Origin of the sequence: Aeromicrobium panaciterrae (assembly GCF_031457275.1) — a bacterium.
Lineage (GTDB): Bacteria > Actinomycetota > Actinomycetes > Propionibacteriales > Nocardioidaceae > Aeromicrobium > Aeromicrobium panaciterrae_A.
In genome coordinates, this window is the sequence record NZ_JAVDWH010000001.1 from 124573 (window position 1) to 144356 (window position 19784).

21 protein-coding genes are annotated in these 19784 nt (G+C 63.1%); 6 read left to right on the forward strand and 15 right to left on the reverse strand.

The annotated features are described in order from the left end of the window. The first annotated feature begins 1 nt into the window (after position 1). The 4 genes from J2X11_RS00605 (at position 2) to J2X11_RS00620 (ending at position 5047) form a co-directional block, all read left to right on the forward strand. Positions 2 to 2134, forward strand: a complete 2133-nt coding sequence (locus J2X11_RS00605; RefSeq protein WP_309965297.1) for a metallophosphoesterase — start codon at positions 2 to 4, stop codon at positions 2132 to 2134. A gap of 205 nt (positions 2135 to 2339) precedes the next feature. Beyond that, a complete protein-coding gene (locus J2X11_RS00610) occupies positions 2340 to 3425 on the forward strand; it encodes a ferredoxin reductase (protein ID WP_309965301.1) in 1086 nt (361 codons plus the stop codon). A gap of 24 nt (positions 3426 to 3449) precedes the next feature. Further along, complete coding sequence (locus J2X11_RS00615; protein WP_309965304.1) at positions 3450 to 4631, forward strand: fatty acid desaturase family protein; 1182 nt, start codon at positions 3450 to 3452, stop codon at positions 4629 to 4631. Further along, on the forward strand, positions 4628 to 5047 hold the full coding sequence (locus tag J2X11_RS00620) for a hypothetical protein (RefSeq protein WP_309965306.1): 420 nt from the start codon (positions 4628 to 4630) through the stop codon (positions 5045 to 5047). The genes J2X11_RS00615 and J2X11_RS00620 overlap by 4 nt, the downstream gene beginning before the upstream one ends. A 3-nt stretch (positions 5048 to 5050) precedes the next feature. Here J2X11_RS00620 and J2X11_RS00625 read toward each other — a convergent pair whose 3' ends face one another. Then, positions 5051 to 5488, reverse strand: coding sequence for a nitroreductase family deazaflavin-dependent oxidoreductase (locus J2X11_RS00625; RefSeq protein ID WP_309965310.1), 438 nt, complete (start codon positions 5486 to 5488; stop codon positions 5051 to 5053). A gap of 102 nt (positions 5489 to 5590) precedes the next feature. Between J2X11_RS00625 and J2X11_RS00630 the strand changes: the two genes are divergently transcribed. Then, complete coding sequence (locus tag J2X11_RS00630) at positions 5591 to 5962, forward strand: glyoxalase superfamily protein (RefSeq protein ID WP_309965313.1); 372 nt, start codon at positions 5591 to 5593, stop codon at positions 5960 to 5962. A gap of 14 nt (positions 5963 to 5976) precedes the next feature. Continuing rightward, positions 5977 to 6633 carry a class I SAM-dependent methyltransferase gene (locus J2X11_RS00635; protein ID WP_309965316.1) on the forward strand — a complete coding sequence of 219 codons (657 nt, stop codon included), beginning with the start codon at positions 5977 to 5979 and terminating at the stop codon, positions 6631 to 6633. Here the strand turns inward: J2X11_RS00635 and J2X11_RS00640 are convergent. From J2X11_RS00640 to J2X11_RS00705, 14 genes are all read right to left on the reverse strand, one after another. Beyond that, entirely contained in the window at positions 6592 to 7668 is a 1077-nt protein-coding gene (locus tag J2X11_RS00640; RefSeq protein ID WP_309965319.1) for a prenyltransferase, read from the reverse strand. The two genes, J2X11_RS00635 and J2X11_RS00640, sit on opposite strands and share 42 nt — an antisense overlap. Beyond that, the gene (locus J2X11_RS00645; RefSeq protein WP_309965322.1) at positions 7665 to 8399 is read right to left on the reverse strand and encodes a class I SAM-dependent methyltransferase; all 735 of its coding nucleotides are present in this window, start codon (positions 8397 to 8399) and stop codon (positions 7665 to 7667) included. Before J2X11_RS00645 ends, J2X11_RS00640 begins: the two co-directional genes overlap by 4 nt. Further along, complete coding sequence (locus J2X11_RS00650; protein ID WP_309965324.1) at positions 8400 to 9650, reverse strand: glycosyltransferase family 4 protein; 1251 nt, start codon at positions 9648 to 9650, stop codon at positions 8400 to 8402. Positions 9651 to 9757: 107 nt separating this feature from the next. Then, complete coding sequence (locus J2X11_RS00655) at positions 9758 to 10543, reverse strand: SDR family NAD(P)-dependent oxidoreductase (protein ID WP_309965327.1); 786 nt, start codon at positions 10541 to 10543, stop codon at positions 9758 to 9760. Positions 10544 to 10572: 29 nt separating this feature from the next. Then, complete coding sequence (locus tag J2X11_RS00660) at positions 10573 to 11466, reverse strand: 3-oxoacyl-ACP reductase (RefSeq protein ID WP_309965330.1); 894 nt, start codon at positions 11464 to 11466, stop codon at positions 10573 to 10575. Then, positions 11463 to 11666: a ferredoxin gene (locus tag J2X11_RS00665; RefSeq protein ID WP_309965333.1), complete on the reverse strand. Its 204-nt coding sequence runs from the start codon at positions 11664 to 11666 to the stop codon at positions 11463 to 11465. Before J2X11_RS00665 ends, J2X11_RS00660 begins: the two co-directional genes overlap by 4 nt. Positions 11667 to 11711: 45 nt before the next feature. Further along, positions 11712 to 12473, reverse strand: coding sequence for a hypothetical protein (locus tag J2X11_RS00670; protein WP_309965336.1), 762 nt, complete (start codon positions 12471 to 12473; stop codon positions 11712 to 11714). Between the two features lie 2 nt (positions 12474 to 12475). After that, positions 12476 to 12982 carry a hypothetical protein gene (locus J2X11_RS00675; RefSeq protein WP_309965338.1) on the reverse strand — a complete coding sequence of 169 codons (507 nt, stop codon included), beginning with the start codon at positions 12980 to 12982 and terminating at the stop codon, positions 12476 to 12478. After that, positions 12979 to 14109: an MCE family protein gene (locus J2X11_RS00680; protein WP_309965341.1), complete on the reverse strand. Its 1131-nt coding sequence runs from the start codon at positions 14107 to 14109 to the stop codon at positions 12979 to 12981. The genes J2X11_RS00675 and J2X11_RS00680 overlap by 4 nt, the downstream gene beginning before the upstream one ends. Next, positions 14106 to 15401, reverse strand: coding sequence for an MCE family protein (locus tag J2X11_RS00685; protein WP_309965344.1), 1296 nt, complete (start codon positions 15399 to 15401; stop codon positions 14106 to 14108). Before J2X11_RS00685 ends, J2X11_RS00680 begins: the two co-directional genes overlap by 4 nt. Further along, on the reverse strand, positions 15398 to 16588 hold the full coding sequence (locus J2X11_RS00690; RefSeq protein ID WP_309965348.1) for an MCE family protein: 1191 nt from the start codon (positions 16586 to 16588) through the stop codon (positions 15398 to 15400). Before J2X11_RS00690 ends, J2X11_RS00685 begins: the two co-directional genes overlap by 4 nt. Further along, positions 16588 to 17571: an MCE family protein gene (locus J2X11_RS00695; RefSeq protein ID WP_309965350.1), complete on the reverse strand. Its 984-nt coding sequence runs from the start codon at positions 17569 to 17571 to the stop codon at positions 16588 to 16590. The genes J2X11_RS00690 and J2X11_RS00695 overlap by 1 nt, the downstream gene beginning before the upstream one ends. Beyond that, a complete protein-coding gene (locus J2X11_RS00700; RefSeq protein ID WP_309965353.1) occupies positions 17571 to 18638 on the reverse strand; it encodes an MlaD family protein in 1068 nt (355 codons plus the stop codon). The genes J2X11_RS00695 and J2X11_RS00700 overlap by 1 nt, the downstream gene beginning before the upstream one ends. Beyond that, positions 18635 to 19780: an MCE family protein gene (locus J2X11_RS00705; protein ID WP_309965356.1), complete on the reverse strand. Its 1146-nt coding sequence runs from the start codon at positions 19778 to 19780 to the stop codon at positions 18635 to 18637. The genes J2X11_RS00700 and J2X11_RS00705 overlap by 4 nt, the downstream gene beginning before the upstream one ends. Positions 19781 to 19784: the final 4 nt, after the last annotated feature.

Consider the following 19784-nt stretch of genomic DNA (forward strand, 5'->3'; position numbering starts at 1 on the left):
GATGAACCGATCGCTTTGTGGACTCGCGACGGCTGCCGCCGTCGTGACTGGCGGTCTGCTGTGCGTATCGCCAGCTCAAGCGGCAAATGACGTCACGATCAATCTCGTCGCTGTGAACGATTTCCACGGCCAGATCGACGGCAAGGTTGTCCAATGGGCGGCGACAGTCGAACAGCTGCTCGGCGATGGCTCAGCCGACAACACACTGCTCATCTCGGCCGGAGACAATGTCGGCGAGTCCGCGCCCGCATCCAACGCTCAGGACGACAACCCGACGATTGATGTGCTCAACGTTCTGGGTGTCGACGCCTCGGCCGTTGGCAATCACGAGTTCGACAAGGGCTACAACGATCTGGTCAACCGCATCATGGCGCGGGCCGACTTCCCGATCCTCGGCGCCAACGTCACGAAGTCCGGCGGAGCGCCCGCGCTGGATGCCTCCACGATGTACACCGTCAGCGGAGTGCGGATCGCCGTCATCGGCGCCGTCACGGACACCACGCCAGAACTCGTCGAGCCGTCGGGCATCGCAGGGTTGACCTTTGGCGATCCCGTGGAAGGGATCAACGCCGAGGTTGACCGGCTCAACGCCTTGCCGTCGTCCGAGCAACCTGACGTCATCGTTGCCGCCATCCACGAAGGTGCTCCGTGGGGAACCTGGACCCTTGAGCAGGCGATGCAGAGCAGCAACACCTTCACGCGGATCGTCGAGGACACGTCGCCTGATGTCGATGCGATGATCATGGGCCACACGCACAACGCGTACGTCTACAACGCGCCGGTTCCTGGCGATTCAGGCCGCACCCGTCCCTTGATTCAGACGGGCTACCACGGACAGAACGTCGGCCAGATCAAGTTGACCGTTGACGCCGACACAGGAGATGTCAGAGCGCACACCGCACGAAATGTCGAGCGCGTCACGACCTCGGATGACGATCTGATCCCGACAGATCCCAAGCTGGCCACCATTGCTGAGATCCGCGACGACGCAGTCACATTCGCCGCTTCCAAGTCGGAAGCAGCGACAGCCGCGAAGCAGGAGTACGACGCGGCGGTCGTCGCTCGCGACGAAGCGTATGCCCATGCCGCCGACCTGAAGGACCAGTACGAAGCGTCTGTGGAGGAAGGCCACGACGTCTACGCCACCGCTTCGGCAATCAAGGTCGACTACGACGCAGCTGTCGCCGAAGGCAAAGCCGCCTACGCCAACGCGGCCTCCATCAAACAGAAGTACGACACGGCCGTCGCTGAAGGCAAAGCCTCGTACGCAACAGCCACCACCATCAAGCAGGCCTACGACGCAGCCGTACTGGAGGGTCGAGCAGCCTACGCAGCAGCCGGTTCGATCAAGCAGGCCTACGACGTGGCCGTTGCCGAGGGCAAGGCTTCCTACGCCAACGCAGCAACGATCAAGCAGGCCTACGACACCGCCGCCGCTGAGGGCAAAGCCGCCTACGCCAACGCAGCAACGATCAAGCAGGCCTACGACACCGCCGCCGCTGAGGGCAAAGCTGCCTACACGCTGGCTGCAGCAGTCAAGCAGGAGTATCTGGCCACTGTCGCGCTCGGTGATCCGGACTCAAATCTCCTGTTGCCTGGCTTGGCCCAGAAGTATCTGGACGCTCTGGCGGCTGGCGACGCGGCCTACGCCAGGGCTGCCGCGATGAAGACCGACTACGACGCCGCCATCGCCGCAGGCAAAGCGGCCTACGCGCGCGCCAACGGCATGAAGACCGACTACGACGCCGCCATCGCCGCAGGCAAGGCCGCCTACGCGCGCGCCACCGGCATGAAGACCGACTACGACGCCGCCATCGCCGCCGGCAATGCCGCCTACGCCAAGGCTGCCGGAATGAAGTCGGACTATGACGCTGCCATCGCGGCTGGCAAAGCGGCCTACGCAAAAGCGTGGGCGTTCGCTCCGGAGTACGACGCCGCCATCTCCGCGGGCAAGGCCGCCTACGCCGAAGCCGCGACCATCAAGGTCGACTACGACGCCGCCGTGGCCGCGGTGAACGCGGCAACTGCGAAGACCTCAGCCCTGAAAGAGACGTACGACGCGGCCGTGGCCGCATTGAACGAGGCTCAGGCAACGGTGTCAGCGCTGCTCGAGACACTCCTGAGCCTGCTGTGAGGTGCGGTACCGGGGGGCGTGCGGTGCAGCACTCTGGAGGGCTCGACTCCGAACGCAGTGTCTTGGGACTGATTTTCGCGAAGCGGTTGTACCGATTCAGTGGTTGCATCATGCTCATGTGATCGAGGTCGCCTCCCTCCGGGGTTGCCAAAGTGTCACTCTGGTTTACAGTTTGAGTGAACACTTGTACACCGAAGGAGTGGACATGACTGAACCACTGATCCAGCGGTCGCCGGCCCTGCGCGGCCTTCGCCGCTTTGGGAAGGCTCTCACCACCCCGCTTGCGCCTGACGACTACCTGGCTCTGATCAATCCGCTCTGGTCGCAGCGTGAGCTGCGCGGCCGGATCGAAAAGGTCGTACCGATCACCGATCGAGCCGCAACCCTCGTGATCCGCCCTGGATGGGGCTGGTCGTTCAACCATGCTCCTGGCCAATACATCGGAATTGGCGTCGAGATCGACGGCAAGTTCCACTGGCGCTCCTACTCGCTCTCGTCTGTTCCGCTCGTCGAGGGCAAGACCGTCAGCATCACGGTGAAGGCCATGCCCGAAGGGTTCCTCTCAGATCACCTGGTCAATGGTCTCGAGCCCGGAACAATCGTTCGCCTTGCCTCACCCCAGGGCGACTTCGTCCTCCCCGATCCTCCCCCAGCGAAGATGCTGATGCTTGTTGGCGGCAGCGGCATCACCCCGGTCATGTCGATCCTGCGAACCATGGATCGCCGAGGTTCCATACCCGATGTCGTTCTCGCATACTCGGCGACGACTGAGGACGACATGATGTTCGTCCACGAGCTGCGGGTTCTGGCGCTGAGGTATGAATCCTTTACGTTCTACGAACGATTCACCGATGCAGACGGGCTGCTCACAGCTGACCAGCTCGACACGGTCTGCCCGGACTGGCGCGAGCGCGAGGCCTGGGCCTGCGGACCGGGACCGATGCTCGACGCGTTCAGCGAACATTTCGAGTCGGAGGGACGACTCGACCACCTCCACGTCGAGCGCTTCACGCTCAACCTCGCGAGCGGCGGCGAGGGCGGCACCGTCACCTTCGGTGTCGGCGGCCCCACCGTCGAGGTCGACGGCGCCACGACGCTGCTCGAAGCCGGCGAGAAGGCCGGCATCAACATGCTCTTTGGTTGCCGTATGGGTATCTGCCACACGTGCGACGTACCTCTTGCATCCGGCAGCATCCGCGACCTGCGCAGCGGCAACGAGCACAGCGAACCGAACGAATACATCCAGACCTGCATCTCAGTCGCCGCCGGTGACTGCACCCTGGCCATCTGACCTCAACTCCCGAAGGGAACGCACATGGCATACGCCGACGTACGTGAATACACCCACCTGACCGACGATGAGGTAGACGCGATTGGCGCCGAGCTCGACGCCATACGCGCCGAGATCGAGGCGTCCCGCGGTCAGGCTGACCGCGACTACATCCTGCGCGTCATCACACTTCAGCGCCGCCTTGCCGCCGCTGGACGCATCACCCTGTTCGCCAGTTTCTTCCCGCCTGCCTGGCTGCTCGGCACCGCGCTGCTCGGGTCCGCCAAGATCCTCGAGAACATGGAGCTCGGGCACAACGCCATGCACGGCCAGTGGGACTGGATGAACGACCCCGAGATCCACTCGAGCAACTGGGAGTGGGACACCACTCAGCCGGCCGAGCAGTGGAAGCACTCGCACAACTACATCCACCACCAGTTCACCAACGTTCTCGGCCACGACAACGACATCGGCTACGGCATCCTGAGGATGTCACGTGACCAGAAGTGGCACCCGGCCAACCTCGGCCAGCCCGCCTACAACGCACTGCTCGCCCTGTTCTTCGAGTGGGGTGTGGCGCTGCACGACCTCGACATCGAGGCGATTCGCAAGGGCGAGAAGGACATACCGCTACTCAAGAAGCAGCTGCGCCAGATCGGCAGGAAGGTCGGCAAGCAGTCCCTCAAGGACTACGTGATGTACCCGCTGCTGACCGGTCCTTTCTTCCTGCACACGTTGACGGCCAACTTCACCGCCAACATCATCCGCAACGTGTGGACGCACGGCATCATCTTCTGCGGTCACTTCCCCGACGGGGCGGTGCACTTCACCGAGGAAGAGCTGGAGGACGAGACGCGCGCGGAGTGGTACCTGCGCCAGATGCTGGGCTCGGCCAACTTCAAGGGCGGCAAGCTGCTCCACATCATGAGCGGCCAGCTCGGCTACCAGATCGAGCATCACCTGTTCCCCGACCTGCCCAGCAACCGCTACGCTCAGATCTCGGTCAAGGTCCAGGACCTCTGCAAGCGGTACGACATCCCGTACACGACCGGACCGCTGTGGAAGCAGTACGGGCAGACTCTCCGCACCATCCTGAAGTTGTCGCTGCCCAACAAGCGCACCGAGGACAACCCGGCACCGCTGTCTCCGCGTCAGTCCCGGCGCCTGCGTGATGACGAGCGACAGAACCGACGCTCCGAGCTCGGCAAGTGGTCGGGCGCGGCGTGACCTCGCTGCTCGACACCCGGCCGACCTCAGGTGGGCTGCCGGTGCCCTTCGCGTGCGAGGACGACGACGGTTCGCTCGACCATTCCTCGGTGGTCAAGCGCCGCGCGATCCGCTGTGCGCTGAGCCGCATCTGCGGCATCTGCGGTGAGCCGCTGACGCGACCCGTCGCGTTCTTGGGCCCCGAGGCCGAGTGGCGAAGCGGGCTCTTCACGTTTCCGCCAACGCATCACGCCTGCGCGACCGAGGCACTTAATCTCTTCGCACCGCTCGGAGGCAAGCACCTCGGGCAGGCGGAACCACCACTGCAGTGGGCGCTCGTCGCCACCGGTGGTTTCGACCTCATACGTCCGACGACGCATGGCGGGATCATTCAGTTTCGGCCGAACTCCGTCATCGACTCAACCATCGTCGGCTGAGGTTTAGTCGACGGGCGTGAGCAGGAAGATCGGGATCAGCCGATCCGTCTTGACCTGGTATTCCGCGTAGTTGGGGAATGCCTCCACTGCACGGTCCCACCAGACAGCGCGCTCGTCGCCATCAAGCTCACGTGGCGTGTAGTCCTTGCGGACAGCACCGTCCTTGAGCTCGACCAGTGGCGCATCGACGAGGTTGTAGAACCAGCTCGGATTGTCGGGCGCCCCACCCTTGGAAGCTACGACGAGATACTCGCCTTCGTGCTCGACCCTCATCAACGCAGTCGTACGGATCTTGCCGCTCTTTGCGCCCAACGTGTAGAGCAGGATGATCGGTCGACCCAGGATCGAGTTGCCCTTCTCGCCGTGGGTGCTCTCGTAGAGCTCGGCCTGCTTGCGGGCCCAGTCGGACGTACTCGGTGCGTATTCTCCACTCAGCGGCATGCCATAAGCCTCGCAGAGGACTCAAAATGTCATACCCCGCGATAACAATGGACTTGTCGCCGCAGGTCAGGGGGACCGCGGCAAGAGGGATTCGAGGACACCATGGACTGCAGGATCGAACTCATCTTCGTGCCGGTCACCGATGTCGATCGGGCGCGTGATTTCTATGCTGATCAGGTCGGATTCAACCTTGACCACGACATCCGCGTAGACGAGAACATACGTTTTGTGCAGCTGACGCCAGTCGGTTCTGCCTGCTCAATCGCGTTCGGCGACGGCATGGGCAGCGGACTTGCGCCCGGCCAGCAAGACAGCATCCAGGTCGTCGTCGCCAGCGCTCAGGCCGCCCGCGACGAGCTGATCGCCAAGGGTGTCGAAGCCACCGAGCTCGACGTACAGCCGTGGGGCACGTTCACGAGCTTCGCCGACCCGGATGGCAACCGCTGGCACGTTCAGGAGCTGCCTGTCCGCTAAGGCAGACTGTCTCCGTGACTTCGGAGATGCCTGCAGACCTGCTTGCCCATGCACTGGAGGCCAAGGGCTTCATGCCCGAGGATGAGGGCGCCTTCCTGCATCGCGTCGCGCGTGAGCGCCTCCTCCACGGGCCGGCACTCGAAATCGGTACGTACTGCGGCAAGTCCGCGATCTACATGGGCGCCGCGGCACGCGAGGTTGGTGGCATCGTGCTCACGGTCGACCACCACCGTGGCTCGGAAGAGAACCAGGCTGGCTGGGAGCACCACGACTCCTCGCTCGTCGACGATGAGTTCGGCCTGATGGACACGCTGCTGGTGTTCCGCAAGACGATCGCCCGGGCTGGGCTCGAGGATCAGGTGACTGCCGTCATCGGCAAGTCGACCAGCGTTGCGACCTGGTGGCATACGCCGGTCAGCTTGTTGTTCATCGACGGCGGTCACGCCGAAGAGCACGCCCAGAACGACTACTCAGGATTTGCGCACTGGGTCATGCCGGGAGGTGCCCTGGTGATCCATGACGTCTTCGAGCGCCCAGAAGACGGCGGTCAGGCACCGTTCCACGTATGGCAGAGAGCCGTCGAGTCAGGGTCCTTCGAGCCGACCGAGACGGTGGGCTCGATGCGAGTGCTAACGCGTAGTCGGGGACAAGCCGGCGAACTGGTCGGTTGACGGGCAGTCGCACTCCAGCGCGATCTCGTCGAACTCGACGCCGATGCCGTGGCCAGTCATGACGCCCGAGCCGTATGTGGTCGAGGTCAGCACATCCCAGGCGAGGATCACGGCCGCTGCGGTGTAGGTCGTGTGTTCGTGCGGCCAGTGGACTCGATCCGGCGTGACGTAGCCGGTCCAATAGGCGCCGTCCTCCGTGCGGAGGTGCTGCATGTCGGTGAATACCTGCTCGGCACGTGGATCGCCGATCGCCTGCAGTGCCATGGCGAGCTCGCAGGTCTCGGCACCGGTGAACCAGGGGTTCTCGCTGACGCAGCGGATGCCGAGGCCGTCCTCGACGAACGTGTCCCATCGTGAGGCGAGCATCTCTGAAGCGGCGGGACCGCGCACGGCGCCGCCAAGAACGGGGTAGTACCAGTCCATCGAGAAGTTCGACTTGTCGAGGAACTGGTCGCGGTGCTCGCGCAGGGCGTGACCCAGACGACCTCCCGCGAGCTCCCACTCAGGTTGCGGTTCATCCATGATCTCGGCGAGCGCGACTCCGCAGCGCAGCGCCTGATAGATGCTGGAGCTGCCGGCCAGCAGTGCCTCGTCGTTGATCTTGGCGGGGCCATTGGCATCCCACTCGCGCGACCACGCAATACCGCCGAACGGCAGCTGGAGGTCCACGACCAAGTCGAGTGCGCCGCGTACAACCGGCCACATACGGTCGAGGAATTCACGGTCTCGACGGATCGACCAGTGGTGAAGCACGCCGACGGCGACGTAGGCGGCCATGTTGGTCTCGGTGCTGGCGTCCTCGACAGTGCCGGCAACCAGCTTCATCGGCCAAGAACCGTCAGAACGCTGGGTGCGCAGGCACCAGTCGTACGCGGCCTCCGCGGCGGCAATCTCGCCACCAACGAGCAGTGCCATGGCGCCCTCGACGTGGTTCCAGGCGTCAGTGTGCTCGCCGATGGTCCACGGGATCGCTCCATCGGGCTCCTGCATCGAGGCGATGCTGGCAGCCGTCTGGGCAATCTGCTCCGGGGTCATGACGAAGCAGACTCCGGCTTGCGCAGATAGAGCACCATGCTCTTGCCGATGACCGGGTTGAGGAGCTTCTCCGCGAATCGCGTCACCGTGCTGTAGCGAGGCGTCTTCATGATGTCCCACACCAGAACCTGGTGGTAGGCCTTCACGAGCGGGTTGTCGTCGTTCTTGACGCCCACTGCGCACTTGAGCCACCAGTAGGGCGAGTGCAGACCGTGCGCGTAGTCGATCTCTTCGAACTCCATGCCGGCGTTGACGAGCTTGCCGATCAGCTCCTTGTCGGAGTAGATGCGGATGTGACCGCCAGGCGTGTTGTGGTAATCCTCGGAGAGCTTCCAGCAGACGATCTCTGGCAGCCAACGGGGCACCGTGATGGCCATCGTGCCACCGGGACGCAGAACGCGTACGAGCTCGTTGATCGCCTGGATGTCGGCGGGGATGTGCTCGAGGATCTCGGATGCGATGACCCGGTCGAACTCGCCATCAGCGAAGGGAAGCGCCAGGGCGTCACCCTCCTTGATGTCGGCAGACGCGCCCTCGGGCACTTCGCCGGCTTCCTTCATCGCACCGAACAGGTCGAGCACGTTGGCCAGTTCATCGGCGTCCTGATCGAATGCGATCACGTCGGCACCGCGGCGGTACATCTCGAACGAGTGCCGGCCAGCGCCAGCTCCCACATCGATAACACGCTCGCCCGGCTTGAGACCGAGACGGTCAAAGTCAATCGTCAGCACTTACTTCTCCCCTGCATTCTTTGCTGCATGAGCAGCGATCACTTCTTCGTATGCGGCAGCCGTGGACTTGGCTACGGCACTCCAGCTGAACATCTCGAGTACGCGCTCGCGTCCGGCCTTGCCCATCGCCTCGCGGCGCTTGGGGTCGTCGAGCAGATCGGCAATGGCCGCTTCGAGCTCTCCGACGTCGCCAGGAGTCACGAGCTTGGCGCAGACGCCATCCTCACCGACAACCTCAGGGATCGCGCCGGCACGGCTTACGACGAGCGGGGTGGCGCACGCCATCAGTTCGGCGGTCGGCAGCGAGAAGCCTTCGTACAGTGACGGGACGCAGGCGAGCTCAGCAGAGCCCATGATGTCGACCAACTCAGCGTCGCTGATGCCGTTGACGAACCGGACGTGCTCAGCGATGCCGAGATCGTCGATGAGCTTCTCCGTGCGTCCGCCAGCCTTGGGCGTCGTGACGAGCACGAGTTCGAGATGATCGCGCTCGGTACGCAACTTGGCAAAGGCCTCCAGCAGCGTCGCGATTCCCTTCATCGGGGCATCGGCACTGGCCATGGCCATAATTCGACCCGGTACGCGCGGGGCTGTCGGCGGTACGAACACGTCGTCAACACCCAACGTGATGACCTCGAGGACCGAAGGATCAACGCCGAAGTCGGCGATGATGTCGCGGCGACTCGACTCCGAGACCGTGAGGATCTTGGTGAGCTGTTTGGCGACTCGCTTCTGCATACGCAGGAAGCCGTACCAGCGACGAGTGCTGACCTTCTTGCGAAGCGGAGCCTGCGCCAGATCGATTCGGCGATCGAACGTGATCGGGTGATGGATCGTGGTGATGAGCGGGAAGCCCAGCTCGGCGATGTCGAGCATGCCCGAGCCGACCGTCTGGTTGTCGTGGACGATGTCGAAGTCGCCAACTCGGTCCTTCATCAGGCGAGCAGCGCGCTTGCTGAACGTCTTGGGCTCGGGGAATCCGGCGGTGCACATCGTGAGGAATTCCTCGACGTCGAGCAGGTCGCGGAACTCCTTGGCCTTCGGGATGCGGAACGGGTCGGGCTCGCGGTAGAGGTCAAGCGACGGCACCTTGTGCAGGATGACGCCTTCGTCGAGCTCCGGGTAGGGCTGACCCGAGTAGACCTCGACGTGGTGACCGAGCTCAACCAGCTCACGGCTCAGGTGTCGGAGGTAGACGCCCTGACCACCGCAATGTGGCTTGCTGCGGTAAGACATGAATGCGATACGCACGTGGCGCCTCCGTCGGGTTGTGCAAGTTCAGTGCACTTGACTGAACTTTCAATTGTCTCGCGACCAGGGGTCAATGAGGAAATTCTGGCACTGAGGCCTTCGTCACCTCAGCGTCCGGAATTTTTCCCACTGTTGCCCGGGTAGAACGTGTGGCTTGCTGTGACCCCGCCATCGACGGCAAATTCGCCGCCCGTGGTGTAACCGCTCTCGTCGCTCGCCAAGTACACGTACAACGGTGCGATGTCCTCAGGCGTTCCAACGCGCTCAAGCGGAATGCGGGTCGATCCCCACTGCATGGCCGCTTCGCCGCCCTGCGCCTGGGTCATGGGGGTGTCGATCATGCCCGGGTGGACCGAGTTGACGCGCACGTTGTGGGCGCCGAGCTCGATCGCTGCGGACTTGGTCATGCCGCGGATGGCGAACTTCGTGCCGGCGTAGCCGGTCAGCGACGACATTCCGGCGAGGCCTTCGACCGAGGAGCAGTTGATGATCGAGCCCTGACGGTTGGCCTTCATCGCCGGGGCAACAGCGGCCATACCGAAGAACGTGCCCTTCATGTTGACATTGATCAACAGGTCCAGGTCCGACTCGAGCATCGTGTCGATCTCGCCGAAGCGCAGGACGCCGGCGTTGTTGACGAGCACGTTGACGGTTCCGCCCAAGCTGACTTCGGCGTCCTTGACGACCTCGGCCCACGAAGCCGGGTCGGCCACATCGAGGTGGCTGAAGAACGCAGCGTCGCCAAGCTCGTCGGCAAGCAGCTTGCCCGCGTCGTCGGCGACGTCGGCGATGATCACCTTGGCGCCTTCACGTACGAAGTGGCGCGCGATGGCCGCGCCCTGACCCTGTGCGCCACCAGTGATGATCGCGCGCTTACCCGCAAGACGGGACATGTGTTCCTCCATGAACGTAAGAAGTGAAGTTAGAGCGAAAGAATGGCGTCGGCTGCGAACGAGATCTCGGGATCCCGGTCAGCGAAGAAGCCGCCGAGGGACTTGTCGAGCTCCTCGGTGGACCAGATGTCGGCCGTGGTGTCGAAACGCTGCTCCACAACGGGTGCGGCGATCAGCGCCACCATCCCGCCGTAGACGACGAAGACCTGACCGCTGATACGTGAAGCCGCCGGTGAGGCGAGGTACGCGACCAGCGGGGCTACGTGATCGGCGCTGTAGGGGTCGATCGTCTTGCCAGACTCGTCTTCTCCGAACACCGCGGCAGTCATCGCCGTACGAGCGCGGGGGCAGATCGCGTTGGCGCGTACGCCGATGCGTGACAGCCCGCGAGCCGTCGTCAGCGTGAGCGCCGTGATGCCCGCCTTGGCGGCGGCGTAGTTGGCCTGGCCGGGCGAGCCAGTGAGGAACGCCTCGGATGCCGTGTTGATGACACTGGCATCGACGGGTGCGCCGGTCTCCTTGGCGAGTTGCTTCCAATGCGCTGCAGCATTGCGCGACAGCAGGAAGTGGCCCCGGAGGTGGATCTTGATGACGAGGTCGAACTCCTCGTCGGTCATGTTGAACAGCATCTTGTCGCGAGTGACGCCGGCGTTGTTGACCACGATGTCGAGGGAGCCGAAACTGTCGAGCGCCGTCTTCACGATCAGGTCAGCGGTGGCTCGCTCGCCGATGTCGCCGGGCGCAAATGCGACCTCGGCGCCCAGCGCCTTGATCTCATCGGCAGCCTCATCGGCCGCACCGGGAAGGTCATTGAGGACAATGCGTGCGCCGGCCTTCGCCAGGGCAACGGCTTCTGCACGCCCCAGGCCCGCGCCAGCACCGGTGACGACCGCAGTGCGGCCGTCCAGAGAAATTGAGCTCACTCAGCGTCCTCGTTGATTCGAAGGGCGGACTTGGGGCAGACGGCCACGGCGCGCTGAACGCGATCGCGGTTCTCGTCGGTCACCGTCGGGTCCTCAACCTGCAGGAAGTCATCGTCATCGACGAAAAACACGTCGGGTGCCATTGCCTCACACAAGGCGTTTGCCTCACATACGTCGAAGTCGACCTCGACCTTTGCCATCGCGGATCCGCTCCTCGGGACAGTAGAACTAGAACGTGTTCTATTCTATCCCAGAGCGGTCAGTTTGGATATGGCCCAGTCGCCATCGCCGCGCGTCAACGTGACCACGAGGCTGTTCTGGCTGGCCTGCTGCTTGGCGGACTTCCCGACACCGGCAGTCGTCGTCTGGTTCAGGAACACCAGAACCTTGGCCTTGTGCTCAGTCGCGGAGATGATCGCCGAGGACACTGCGGTCGCCTGAAGCACGATCTCGTTCTTCACGGTGTTGGCCTTGACCTGCGACATCGTCGCGTCGTACTCCGTGCGGAACGACTTCGTCATACGAGCGCGAGCTGTCTCCATGTCGTTGTCGAACGTCTTGTAGTCGTACGACAGCGTGCGCGTAGCCAGGTCGGCGGCCGAGATGAGCACCTCAGTACGCGCGTCGTCACCAACCAGAACTCCGTTCGACGTCGTGCTGGCCGAACCTTGTTCAGCTTGCCACCACAGCGTGCCGATGCCCGCAGCGGCGAGCGCCACGAGTGTCGCCAAGACGAGTGTCAGGTTCTTGTAGAGCGGCGCGAGTCGTTCGGCGAAGGACGGGCGATCGGCCTTCAGATCATCGATGACCGTCGGCTCAGTCTTTGGTGCGACCTTCTTGGCCGGGACCTTCGTGGCCGGCGCCTTCGCGACCGGCTCAACAGTCGCAGTTTCGGGCTCGAGGATCGGAGTCACTTCGGACTGGCAGAAACGGCACTTGATCGCGGAGGCCTTGATGGTCTCCGCACAGAAGGGGCAGACGCGTTCGTCGCGCTTGAGCTTCGCCATCATCAACCCACAAACTCGAGCTGCCGGACGAGCCAGCGGTTGTCCACCTTGGCCATTGTCAGCTTCATGCGCCAGGACCGGTCCTCGACCTTGCCCTTGGTGCCCTTGTTCTGGACTTTGCTGCTCGCAGCGACGAACACGGAAGCCGAGTCGTCATCCACGTCACCGAGGCCGATCTGGTCGACGTGGCCGGTGGAGATCGATTCCTGACTGACGGCCGCATCCTTCAGCGACTTCAGGGACGTCTCGTACTGCTTCTTGAACTCTCCGGTTGCACCTTCGAGAACACGCTTGGTCAGCTGATCCATCTTTCGGTGGTCAACAGCGAGAAAGGCCAGCGTCTCCGAGCGGGCAGCACGAGTGACATCGGCATATTGCTCGGCCCGAGCCTCGGACGGAGTGGTGCCCGGCGCCGCTGCGCTGCCGCGTACGGCGAACATGACCAGCCAGGCCACGAGAACAGCGAGTGCGACTAGGAGTACAGCGTTCGTGGTGGAGATTCGTTTCACTGGTTCTTCCAGTCGAAGAGCGGAGGCGCGTACTTGGTGCCGCGCATGTTGACTGGCGGGCCCGATGCGCACTGAGCTTCATAGTACGGAGGGACAAAAGACTCCTCCGAAGTCGGACGCCACTGCCCCGGCGGAAGGTAACCCTCGGTGCAGGCCCCAGGATCCTGGTTGAGGTTGAGGTTCACTCGTCCGAACTTCTGGCCGTCGGTCTGCGAACCGTCGGTGAGAGCCGAAGGTCCTGAAGAAATGAGACGCGGGAACGTCACGAGGAGCTGCTCGAGAGCTGGCAGGCGTGCGTCGAGGACTTCGGTGACGCTGATCAGTGGCTTGAGCAGCGGCGGCAGAGACTTGCGAAGCGTGCGAACCAGCCTCGTGACCTCGTCCGCCGAAGGTGCTGCCCGGTCAAGGATCGCGCGTACGTCCTTGTCCGACGTTGCCAGAGTTTCGGTCACGTCCGCGAGGTCCTTGGCGAACGACCGGATGTTGTCGGAATTGTCCTTCTGCGTCTGGAGGACCGTCTGCGCGTCGTCCAACAGTGCGAGAGTCTGCGGCTCATTTTCGACCGCGGCATCGATGAACTTCTGAGCGCTGTCGACCATCGATCGCAGCGGATTGGCGTTGTCGCGGAACATCGTGCCGAGCTCGGTGACGACCGTGTTGAGCTCGCTGACGTTCACGCTCGAGACGAACTTGTCGAGGTCCTGCAGGAGTACGTCCTCACCAAGCGGAAGGCTCTCGGCCGTGCCACGCACGGTGTCGCCATCCTTGAGTAGTGGACCGTTCTTCGTCGTCGGCTCGAACGAGATGTACTGCTCACCGACAACACTGAGGTTGTGGACGAAGACGGGAGAATCGACCGGGATCTTGGTGTCCTCGTCGATGGCCAGATCGACCTGCAAACCGTCGCCCTTGACCTCCATCTTGGCGACCTTGCCGATCCTGACCCCGCGATAGCTTGCCTCGCTGCCCTCGTAGAGTCCGCCAGAATCCGGAAGCATCACGTGCACGGTGTAGCCGCGTCCCAGTGCCTGGTCGATGAAGCCGAGATAGTTGGCACCGACGTACAGGATGCTCGTCACGCTCAGCACGACGAAGGCAACGAGTCTGACCTTGATTCCACGCCTCATCGTTTGCCTCCTCCCGCTAGTCCGCCAATGAGGTCCACGAGACCGTTGGACCCGGTGTCAGCGTCCGACTCGGCGCCGCTATCGCCCGACTTGCCGGTCAGGAGATCGTGGAGGAGCGTGTCTGGTTGTCCGTTTGCTGCCAGCGATTCCGGATCGGCGGCTTCGCACAGGGGAAGCAGAGGCAGCAATGCGCAGATCGGGTCGAACACTCCACTGGCCAAGCTACAGATGGGTGCCGTCGGAAGCCCGCGGCACAGAGTCACGATTTCGTCGAGCGTCGTCGGCAGCAAGCCACCTTCGCTGACAGGAGTGAGCTTGACCTGCATCGAGAACACGACGTTGGCGAAGTCACCCTTGATCACGTCGGCTGCGTCGATCGGGAACGGGTAGCTGGAAGCCGTGACCAGGCCTGGGACCAGCGACTTGCCGGTATCCGACAAGTTGCGCAGCACGGGCTCGAGATGGCGGAGCTCCGCGATCAGGTCGTCCTTGGTCGCGTTGACCACCCGGGTGCCGACCACGCCGAGCTTGTCGAGCTCAGCGAGCATGCCGACCAGCTGGTCGTGCTGGTCACGCAGAACATCGATCGCCGGCCCGGCTGCATCGATCGCTTTGCCGATGGTCTCCTTCTCGCTGACCAGCGTCTGGCTCAAGCCGTTGATCGACTCGAGCGCGTTGATGATGTCGCCCTTCTGCGAGTCGAGCGTGCCGACGAGGGTGTTGACCTGGGTGAGCACGTCGCGCATCTTGTCGGTGCGACCGTCCATCATCGCGTTGAGCTCGCGAGTGATGGTCTGGAGCTGACCGAGACCACCACCGGTCAGCACAAAGGAGAGCGCGCCCAGGACTTCCTCGACCTCCGGGTTGCGACCGGTCCGATCCATCGGGATCACGTCGTTGGGGCCCAACTTGCCGGTGCCGGCAGGCTTGCCGTCGGCTCCGACTGGGGCCGAGAGCTCGACGTACTTCTCGCCGAGCAGGCTCGTCTGCCGAATCTCGGCGACTGCGTTGTCGGGCAGGACGACATCGTTGCGAACCAGCATCTTGACGCGGGCATTCCAACCCGACCGCACTATCTCCTCGACCTGCCCCACAGGTACGTCGCCGACCATGACGGCCGACCGGGGCACGACATTGAGCGCGTCGGAGAAGTCGGCGCTGATCTCGAAGCCGTTGTCCTTGCTGACCTTGTTGCCCGGCAGAGGCAGGTCATAGATGCCGTTGAACGTGCAGCCACTCAGCGCGAACGCGAGGACTGCCGCGATGACCACGTGGAACCGGCGAGACATCATGATCCACCCCCGAGCAACGACACGAGGTCGGGCTTGCCGCCCTTGGACGCGGGCGTCGGAGGACTCACGATGTCAGGCGTGGTCGCCGTCTCGTCGCTCGTCGGCGCAATTGAACCCGAAGTAGCGGGCAGTAGCGGAGTGAAGAGTGTCTCGAGCAGGTCGCACACGACATCCATGCCGGGTGTTCCGGTGTTGGTCAGCGTCTGGCACAGGAACTGATCGGGGCGGAACTGGATGCCAGGTTGGACCTGCACGCGCGAGCCGTACGTGCCAGTGACCGGCTCGAACGCCAGAGCGAGGTTGCTCATCGCGAGCGAGCCCTTCTGGACCACGATACCGACGGAATCCTTCTGATTGTCGACGCGCTGCAGGAGGCTGGCCAACAGGTCGATGTCCTTGCCGAGGGTCGCGCGGTTCTCCTTGATGAATCCCTTGACGGATCCCAGCACGTCGGCGAGTGACTCGAGAACAGCCTTCAGCTCATCCCGTTCTCCCGCAAACTGTTCGGAGACGCCTGCCAACTGGGTCAGGAACTCCTGGACGGTCGCGTCATTGGTCGCCAGCGTGTCGGTGATCTCGGCGAGTGAACGTACGTTTTCGAACAGCGGGCCGCGGTTGTCCGCGAAGACCTCAGCAGCCTTCGACAGGTTGCGAATCGTCTCGGAACCGAGCGCTCCGTTGCCGCCGAGCGCCTTGACGCCTGCCGTGAGCAGGTTGTCGAGCGCCCCCTTGGTAGACCCGGCCTGCGGGCCAAGCGTCACCGCGAGATCGTCGAGCGACTTGAACATGCGATCGAGCTCGATGGGCGTCTGAGTGCGCGCCAACGGGATGTCGCCGTCGTTCTTCATCGCCGCGCCCTTGCTGTACGCGGGGTAGACCTGCACGTAACGGTCTGCGACCAATGTCGGAGTGATCACAGCCGCCTCGGCATCGGCGGGGATCTTGTATTCGCTGTCGTACGTCATCTCGACACGGACGCTGTTGCCCTCGGGCACGACGGCCGTCACTTCGCCCACACGTACGCCCATGACCCGTAAGTGGGTGCCCGGGTAGACGCCCACGGCACGATCGAAGTGAGCCGTGACCGTGCGTGATCCTTCACCGGGGAAGATCAGGAAGGCAAGCAGCAACAGGCCGACGGGTACGGCGGCCAGCAACAGCTGAGTCCTTCTGCTCCAGCTCGACATCATCCGCCCCCGGGCTTGGTCGTCGTGAACTCGCCGGCGAACACACCTGCGATGTTGGGGACATAGGCGTCGAACCACGGTCCGGAGCCGACAATGTTGCCCAGAATGTTGACGTAGGGCCCGTAGTTCTTGAGAAGCGTCTCGATCTTGTCCTCACGGGCGTGCAGGAACAGCAGTACGTTCTCGAGCTTGTCGAGGGTGGGCTTGAGCTGCTCGCGGTTGTCCTTGACAACTCCGTCGAGCTCTCTCGCCAGGGCATTCGCGTTGACCAGCAGGTCGTGGACAGCCTGCTTGCGATTGTGCAGCTCCTGGAAGATGAGATCGGCCTGCTTCATCAGGGTCACGAGATCGCCCTTGCGCTCGGCGAGCAGCTGGGTCACGTTGCGTGAGCGAGCAAGGAGCTTCTCGATGTCCTCGTCGCGATCGGCGATGGTCGATGACAGGCGAGACATCCCACTGAAGCTCGCCTGGACTTCGGGTGCCGCCTCGTCAATGACCTCGGCAAGTGTGTTGAGGGCCGTAGTGAGGTTCTTCTTGTCGGTCTGTTCGGTCTGAGTGGTCAGCTGACCGAGCGTGCTGACGATGTCAGCGGTCACGTCAGTACGGGAGATCGGGATAGTGGCACCAGCGGGAAGTTGTCCGCTGCCCTCGGGCGTGATGTTGAGGAACTTCTCACCCAACAGGCTCTTGACCTCGACACTTGCTCGCGTCGAGCGACCCAGCTTGGCGTCCTTGACGTCGAAGTCTGCAATCACCTTCTGGGTACCGATGTTCAGCTTGCTGACGCGACCGACGCGTACACCGGCAACTTGGACCTCGGCCCCGGTACGCAGACCGCTTGCGTCGCTGAGCTCCGCGTGGAACGTCGTGCCCTTGAACCACGGCAGCTTCTGGATGTTGAACGAGGCCACCATGACGAGCAGCAGCACAGCAATCGAGACAGCACCGAGCCTCAGGACTTGTGAATCGTCTCTACGCGCCATCAGTTGCACCTCTCGGCCTGGCTGTAGATCGTGAGGTCCGAGATCTGCTGACGTACGGCGTCAGGCAACGCGTCCATGATGACGCTGGGGAGCACGATGCCGAAGTGGAACTCGCAGAGGTAGTAGTTGTACCAAGAGCCATAGACACCGATGCGGGTCTGCTTGGTCAGCATGTCGGGCAGCTTGTCGAGGGTCTCGTCGAGGTAGGCCTTGTTTTCAGGCTTGGCCAGCAGGGTGAACAGGCGGCGCAGCTGAGCGACGTCTTCCTTGATCAGCGGTCGGGCCTGCGTCAACAGATCGGCGACCGTCTCGGTGACGTCAGCGATGTTGGTCAGCGACGAGCCGATGACCTTGCGATCCTTGGCTAGGTCGCCGAACCAGGACTTCATGCTGACGATCAGCTCGTCCAGCTCCTGGTGGTGGTCGTCGACCGTCTTCATCAGGGAACTCAGGTTGGTGATCACGTCACCGATCAGCTGGTCCCGGTCTGCGAGCGTGCTCGTCAGCGAGGCGGTGTTGGAAAGCAGTTCCTGGATCGTGCCGCCTTCACCCTGGAGCACCTTGATCAGGTTGAGCGACAGCTTGTTGACGTCCGCAGGATTGAGAGCCTGGAACAGCGGCTGGAAACCCTGGAACAGCTCGGTCAGGTTGAGCGCCGGGGTGGTCTTATCAAGCGGAAGAGTCGCCTTGGGAGGAAGGCGCGGCGACCCGGCCTTGCCTTCGGACAGCGACATGTAGCGATCGCCGATGAGGTTGAGGAACCGGATGCTCGCGCGGGAGTCCGTCGTGAGGGGCACGCCGTCCTTGACCTTGAACGTCACCATCGCGCTGCTGCGCTTGTAGATCTCGACGTCCGTGACCTTGCCGACGACGACGCCGGCAATGCGCACGTCGTCACCCTTAGTGAGCTCCGACGCCGTGGAGAACTGCGCTTTGTACTCGGTCTGCGAACCAAGTCCGAAGCCGCCCATGATGGCGATCAGCAGGCCGGTGGTCATGAGTGACACCACCGTGAAAATGGTGAGCTTGACCGCCGCTGTGCGGAAGGCCCTGTCGCGGCTGCTCATTTGATGTCGCCATCTGGATTGTCCTTGTCGGACCCATCCTTCAAAGGCTGGAACGTTGCCGGGTTCTTGTAGTCAGCCGGCAGCCCGAGGCACCACGGCCCGTGGCCGATCTCGCCGAACTCCGCAGCGTCAGCCGCGGTGTAGGCGGTCCGCTGCGGAGCACCGAGCTCCAGAGTCTGGTGAATGAGGTTGTTCTGGAAGACGTTGATGGTGTTTTCTCGTTGGAGAACGATGCCCTCAAGCAGGCAGGGCAGCTCGGGCGAATAGGTGTCAAGCAGCGCGAGCAGCGGCCTGCCCGACCGCACCTGGTCGATCAGCAGCTGCTCGTTCTCCGACAGAGTGACTCGGGTGACTCGAGCGAGCCCGGTGATACTGCCGAGGGCGCGGTTCAGCGAGTCGCTCTTGGCAGTGAGCGTCTTTGCCGTGACCGTCGCGTTGTCGAGCAACCGGATCAGGTCGGGAGCAGCGAGGTCGTACGTTTTGGCAACGTCGGCAAGTAGAGAAAGGTCCGTCTTCAGTGTCGGGAGCTTGACGTTGACTCGCCTGAGGTAGGCATCCAACGACTCGAACGTGTCGCCGAGCTGCTCACCCTTGCCCTCCAACGCGTGCGCAAGCGCATAGAGAGTGGAGTTGATGTCGGCCGGCTTGATCGAGCGGAGCAGCGGGAAGAGGTTGGCCATGATGCTCTGCAGCTCGACGTTTGTCGTCACTCTGCTTGCCGGGATGACCGTGCCATCCTTCAGCTTGGCCGCACCGGCGACGGATTCGCCCTCGGGTGGCACCAACTGGACATACTTTCGGCCGAACAGCGTCGTCGGCATGATCTGCACCGTGACATTGGCAGGAATGTTGCGGGCGGCCTCGGGGCGCAGATGCAATGTGATCTTGGCCTGCTTGCCCGTGCTCTCGATCTTCTGGATATTGCCCACGAGAGCGCCATGCATACGGACGTCGCCGAACTTCGCGAGCTGAAGACCCGTGCGCTCGGCCATGACCGTCACTTCGGTGGTCTTGGTGAACTGCTTGTTGTAGAGCGCGATGCAGAGCCAGATCATGAGGGCGATCGTCAGAATGAACGCAACGCCGGAAACCGCGAGGCGTCGCCGCTCTCCCGGGGTGTCGTGAATCAGGTTGGCCAGCATCAGA

Bases quoted from the DNA above. Each gene is read 5' to 3' on its own strand.
- J2X11_RS00680 (WP_309965341.1), bottom strand. From the start codon at position 14,109: ATGAGGCGTGGAATCAAGGTCAGACTCGTTGCCTTCGTCGTGCTGAGC.
- J2X11_RS00665 (WP_309965333.1), bottom strand. From the start codon at position 11,666: ATGGCAAAGGTCGAGGTCGACTTCGACGTATGTGAGGCAAACGCCTTG.
- J2X11_RS00670 (WP_309965336.1), bottom strand. From the start codon at position 12,473: ATGGCGAAGCTCAAGCGCGACGAACGCGTCTGCCCCTTCTGTGCGGAG.
- J2X11_RS00610 (WP_309965301.1), top strand. From the start codon at position 2,340: ATGACTGAACCACTGATCCAGCGGTCGCCGGCCCTGCGCGGCCTTCGC.
- J2X11_RS00625 (WP_309965310.1), bottom strand. From the start codon at position 5,488: ATGCCGCTGAGTGGAGAATACGCACCGAGTACGTCCGACTGGGCCCGC.
- J2X11_RS00690 (WP_309965348.1), bottom strand. From the start codon at position 16,588: ATGTCGAGCTGGAGCAGAAGGACTCAGCTGTTGCTGGCCGCCGTACCC.
- J2X11_RS00640 (WP_309965319.1), bottom strand. From the start codon at position 7,668: ATGACCCCGGAGCAGATTGCCCAGACGGCTGCCAGCATCGCCTCGATG.
- J2X11_RS00705 (WP_309965356.1), bottom strand. From the start codon at position 19,780: ATGCTGGCCAACCTGATTCACGACACCCCGGGAGAGCGGCGACGCCTC.
- J2X11_RS00695 (WP_309965350.1), bottom strand. From the start codon at position 17,571: ATGGCGCGTAGAGACGATTCACAAGTCCTGAGGCTCGGTGCTGTCTCG.
- J2X11_RS00615 (WP_309965304.1), top strand. From the start codon at position 3,450: ATGGCATACGCCGACGTACGTGAATACACCCACCTGACCGACGATGAG.
- J2X11_RS00685 (WP_309965344.1), bottom strand. From the start codon at position 15,401: ATGATGTCTCGCCGGTTCCACGTGGTCATCGCGGCAGTCCTCGCGTTC.
- J2X11_RS00655 (WP_309965327.1), bottom strand. From the start codon at position 10,543: ATGTCCCGTCTTGCGGGTAAGCGCGCGATCATCACTGGTGGCGCACAG.
- J2X11_RS00700 (WP_309965353.1), bottom strand. From the start codon at position 18,638: ATGAGCAGCCGCGACAGGGCCTTCCGCACAGCGGCGGTCAAGCTCACC.
- J2X11_RS00630 (WP_309965313.1), top strand. From the start codon at position 5,591: ATGGACTGCAGGATCGAACTCATCTTCGTGCCGGTCACCGATGTCGAT.
- J2X11_RS00605 (WP_309965297.1), top strand. From the start codon at position 2: ATGAACCGATCGCTTTGTGGACTCGCGACGGCTGCCGCCGTCGTGACT.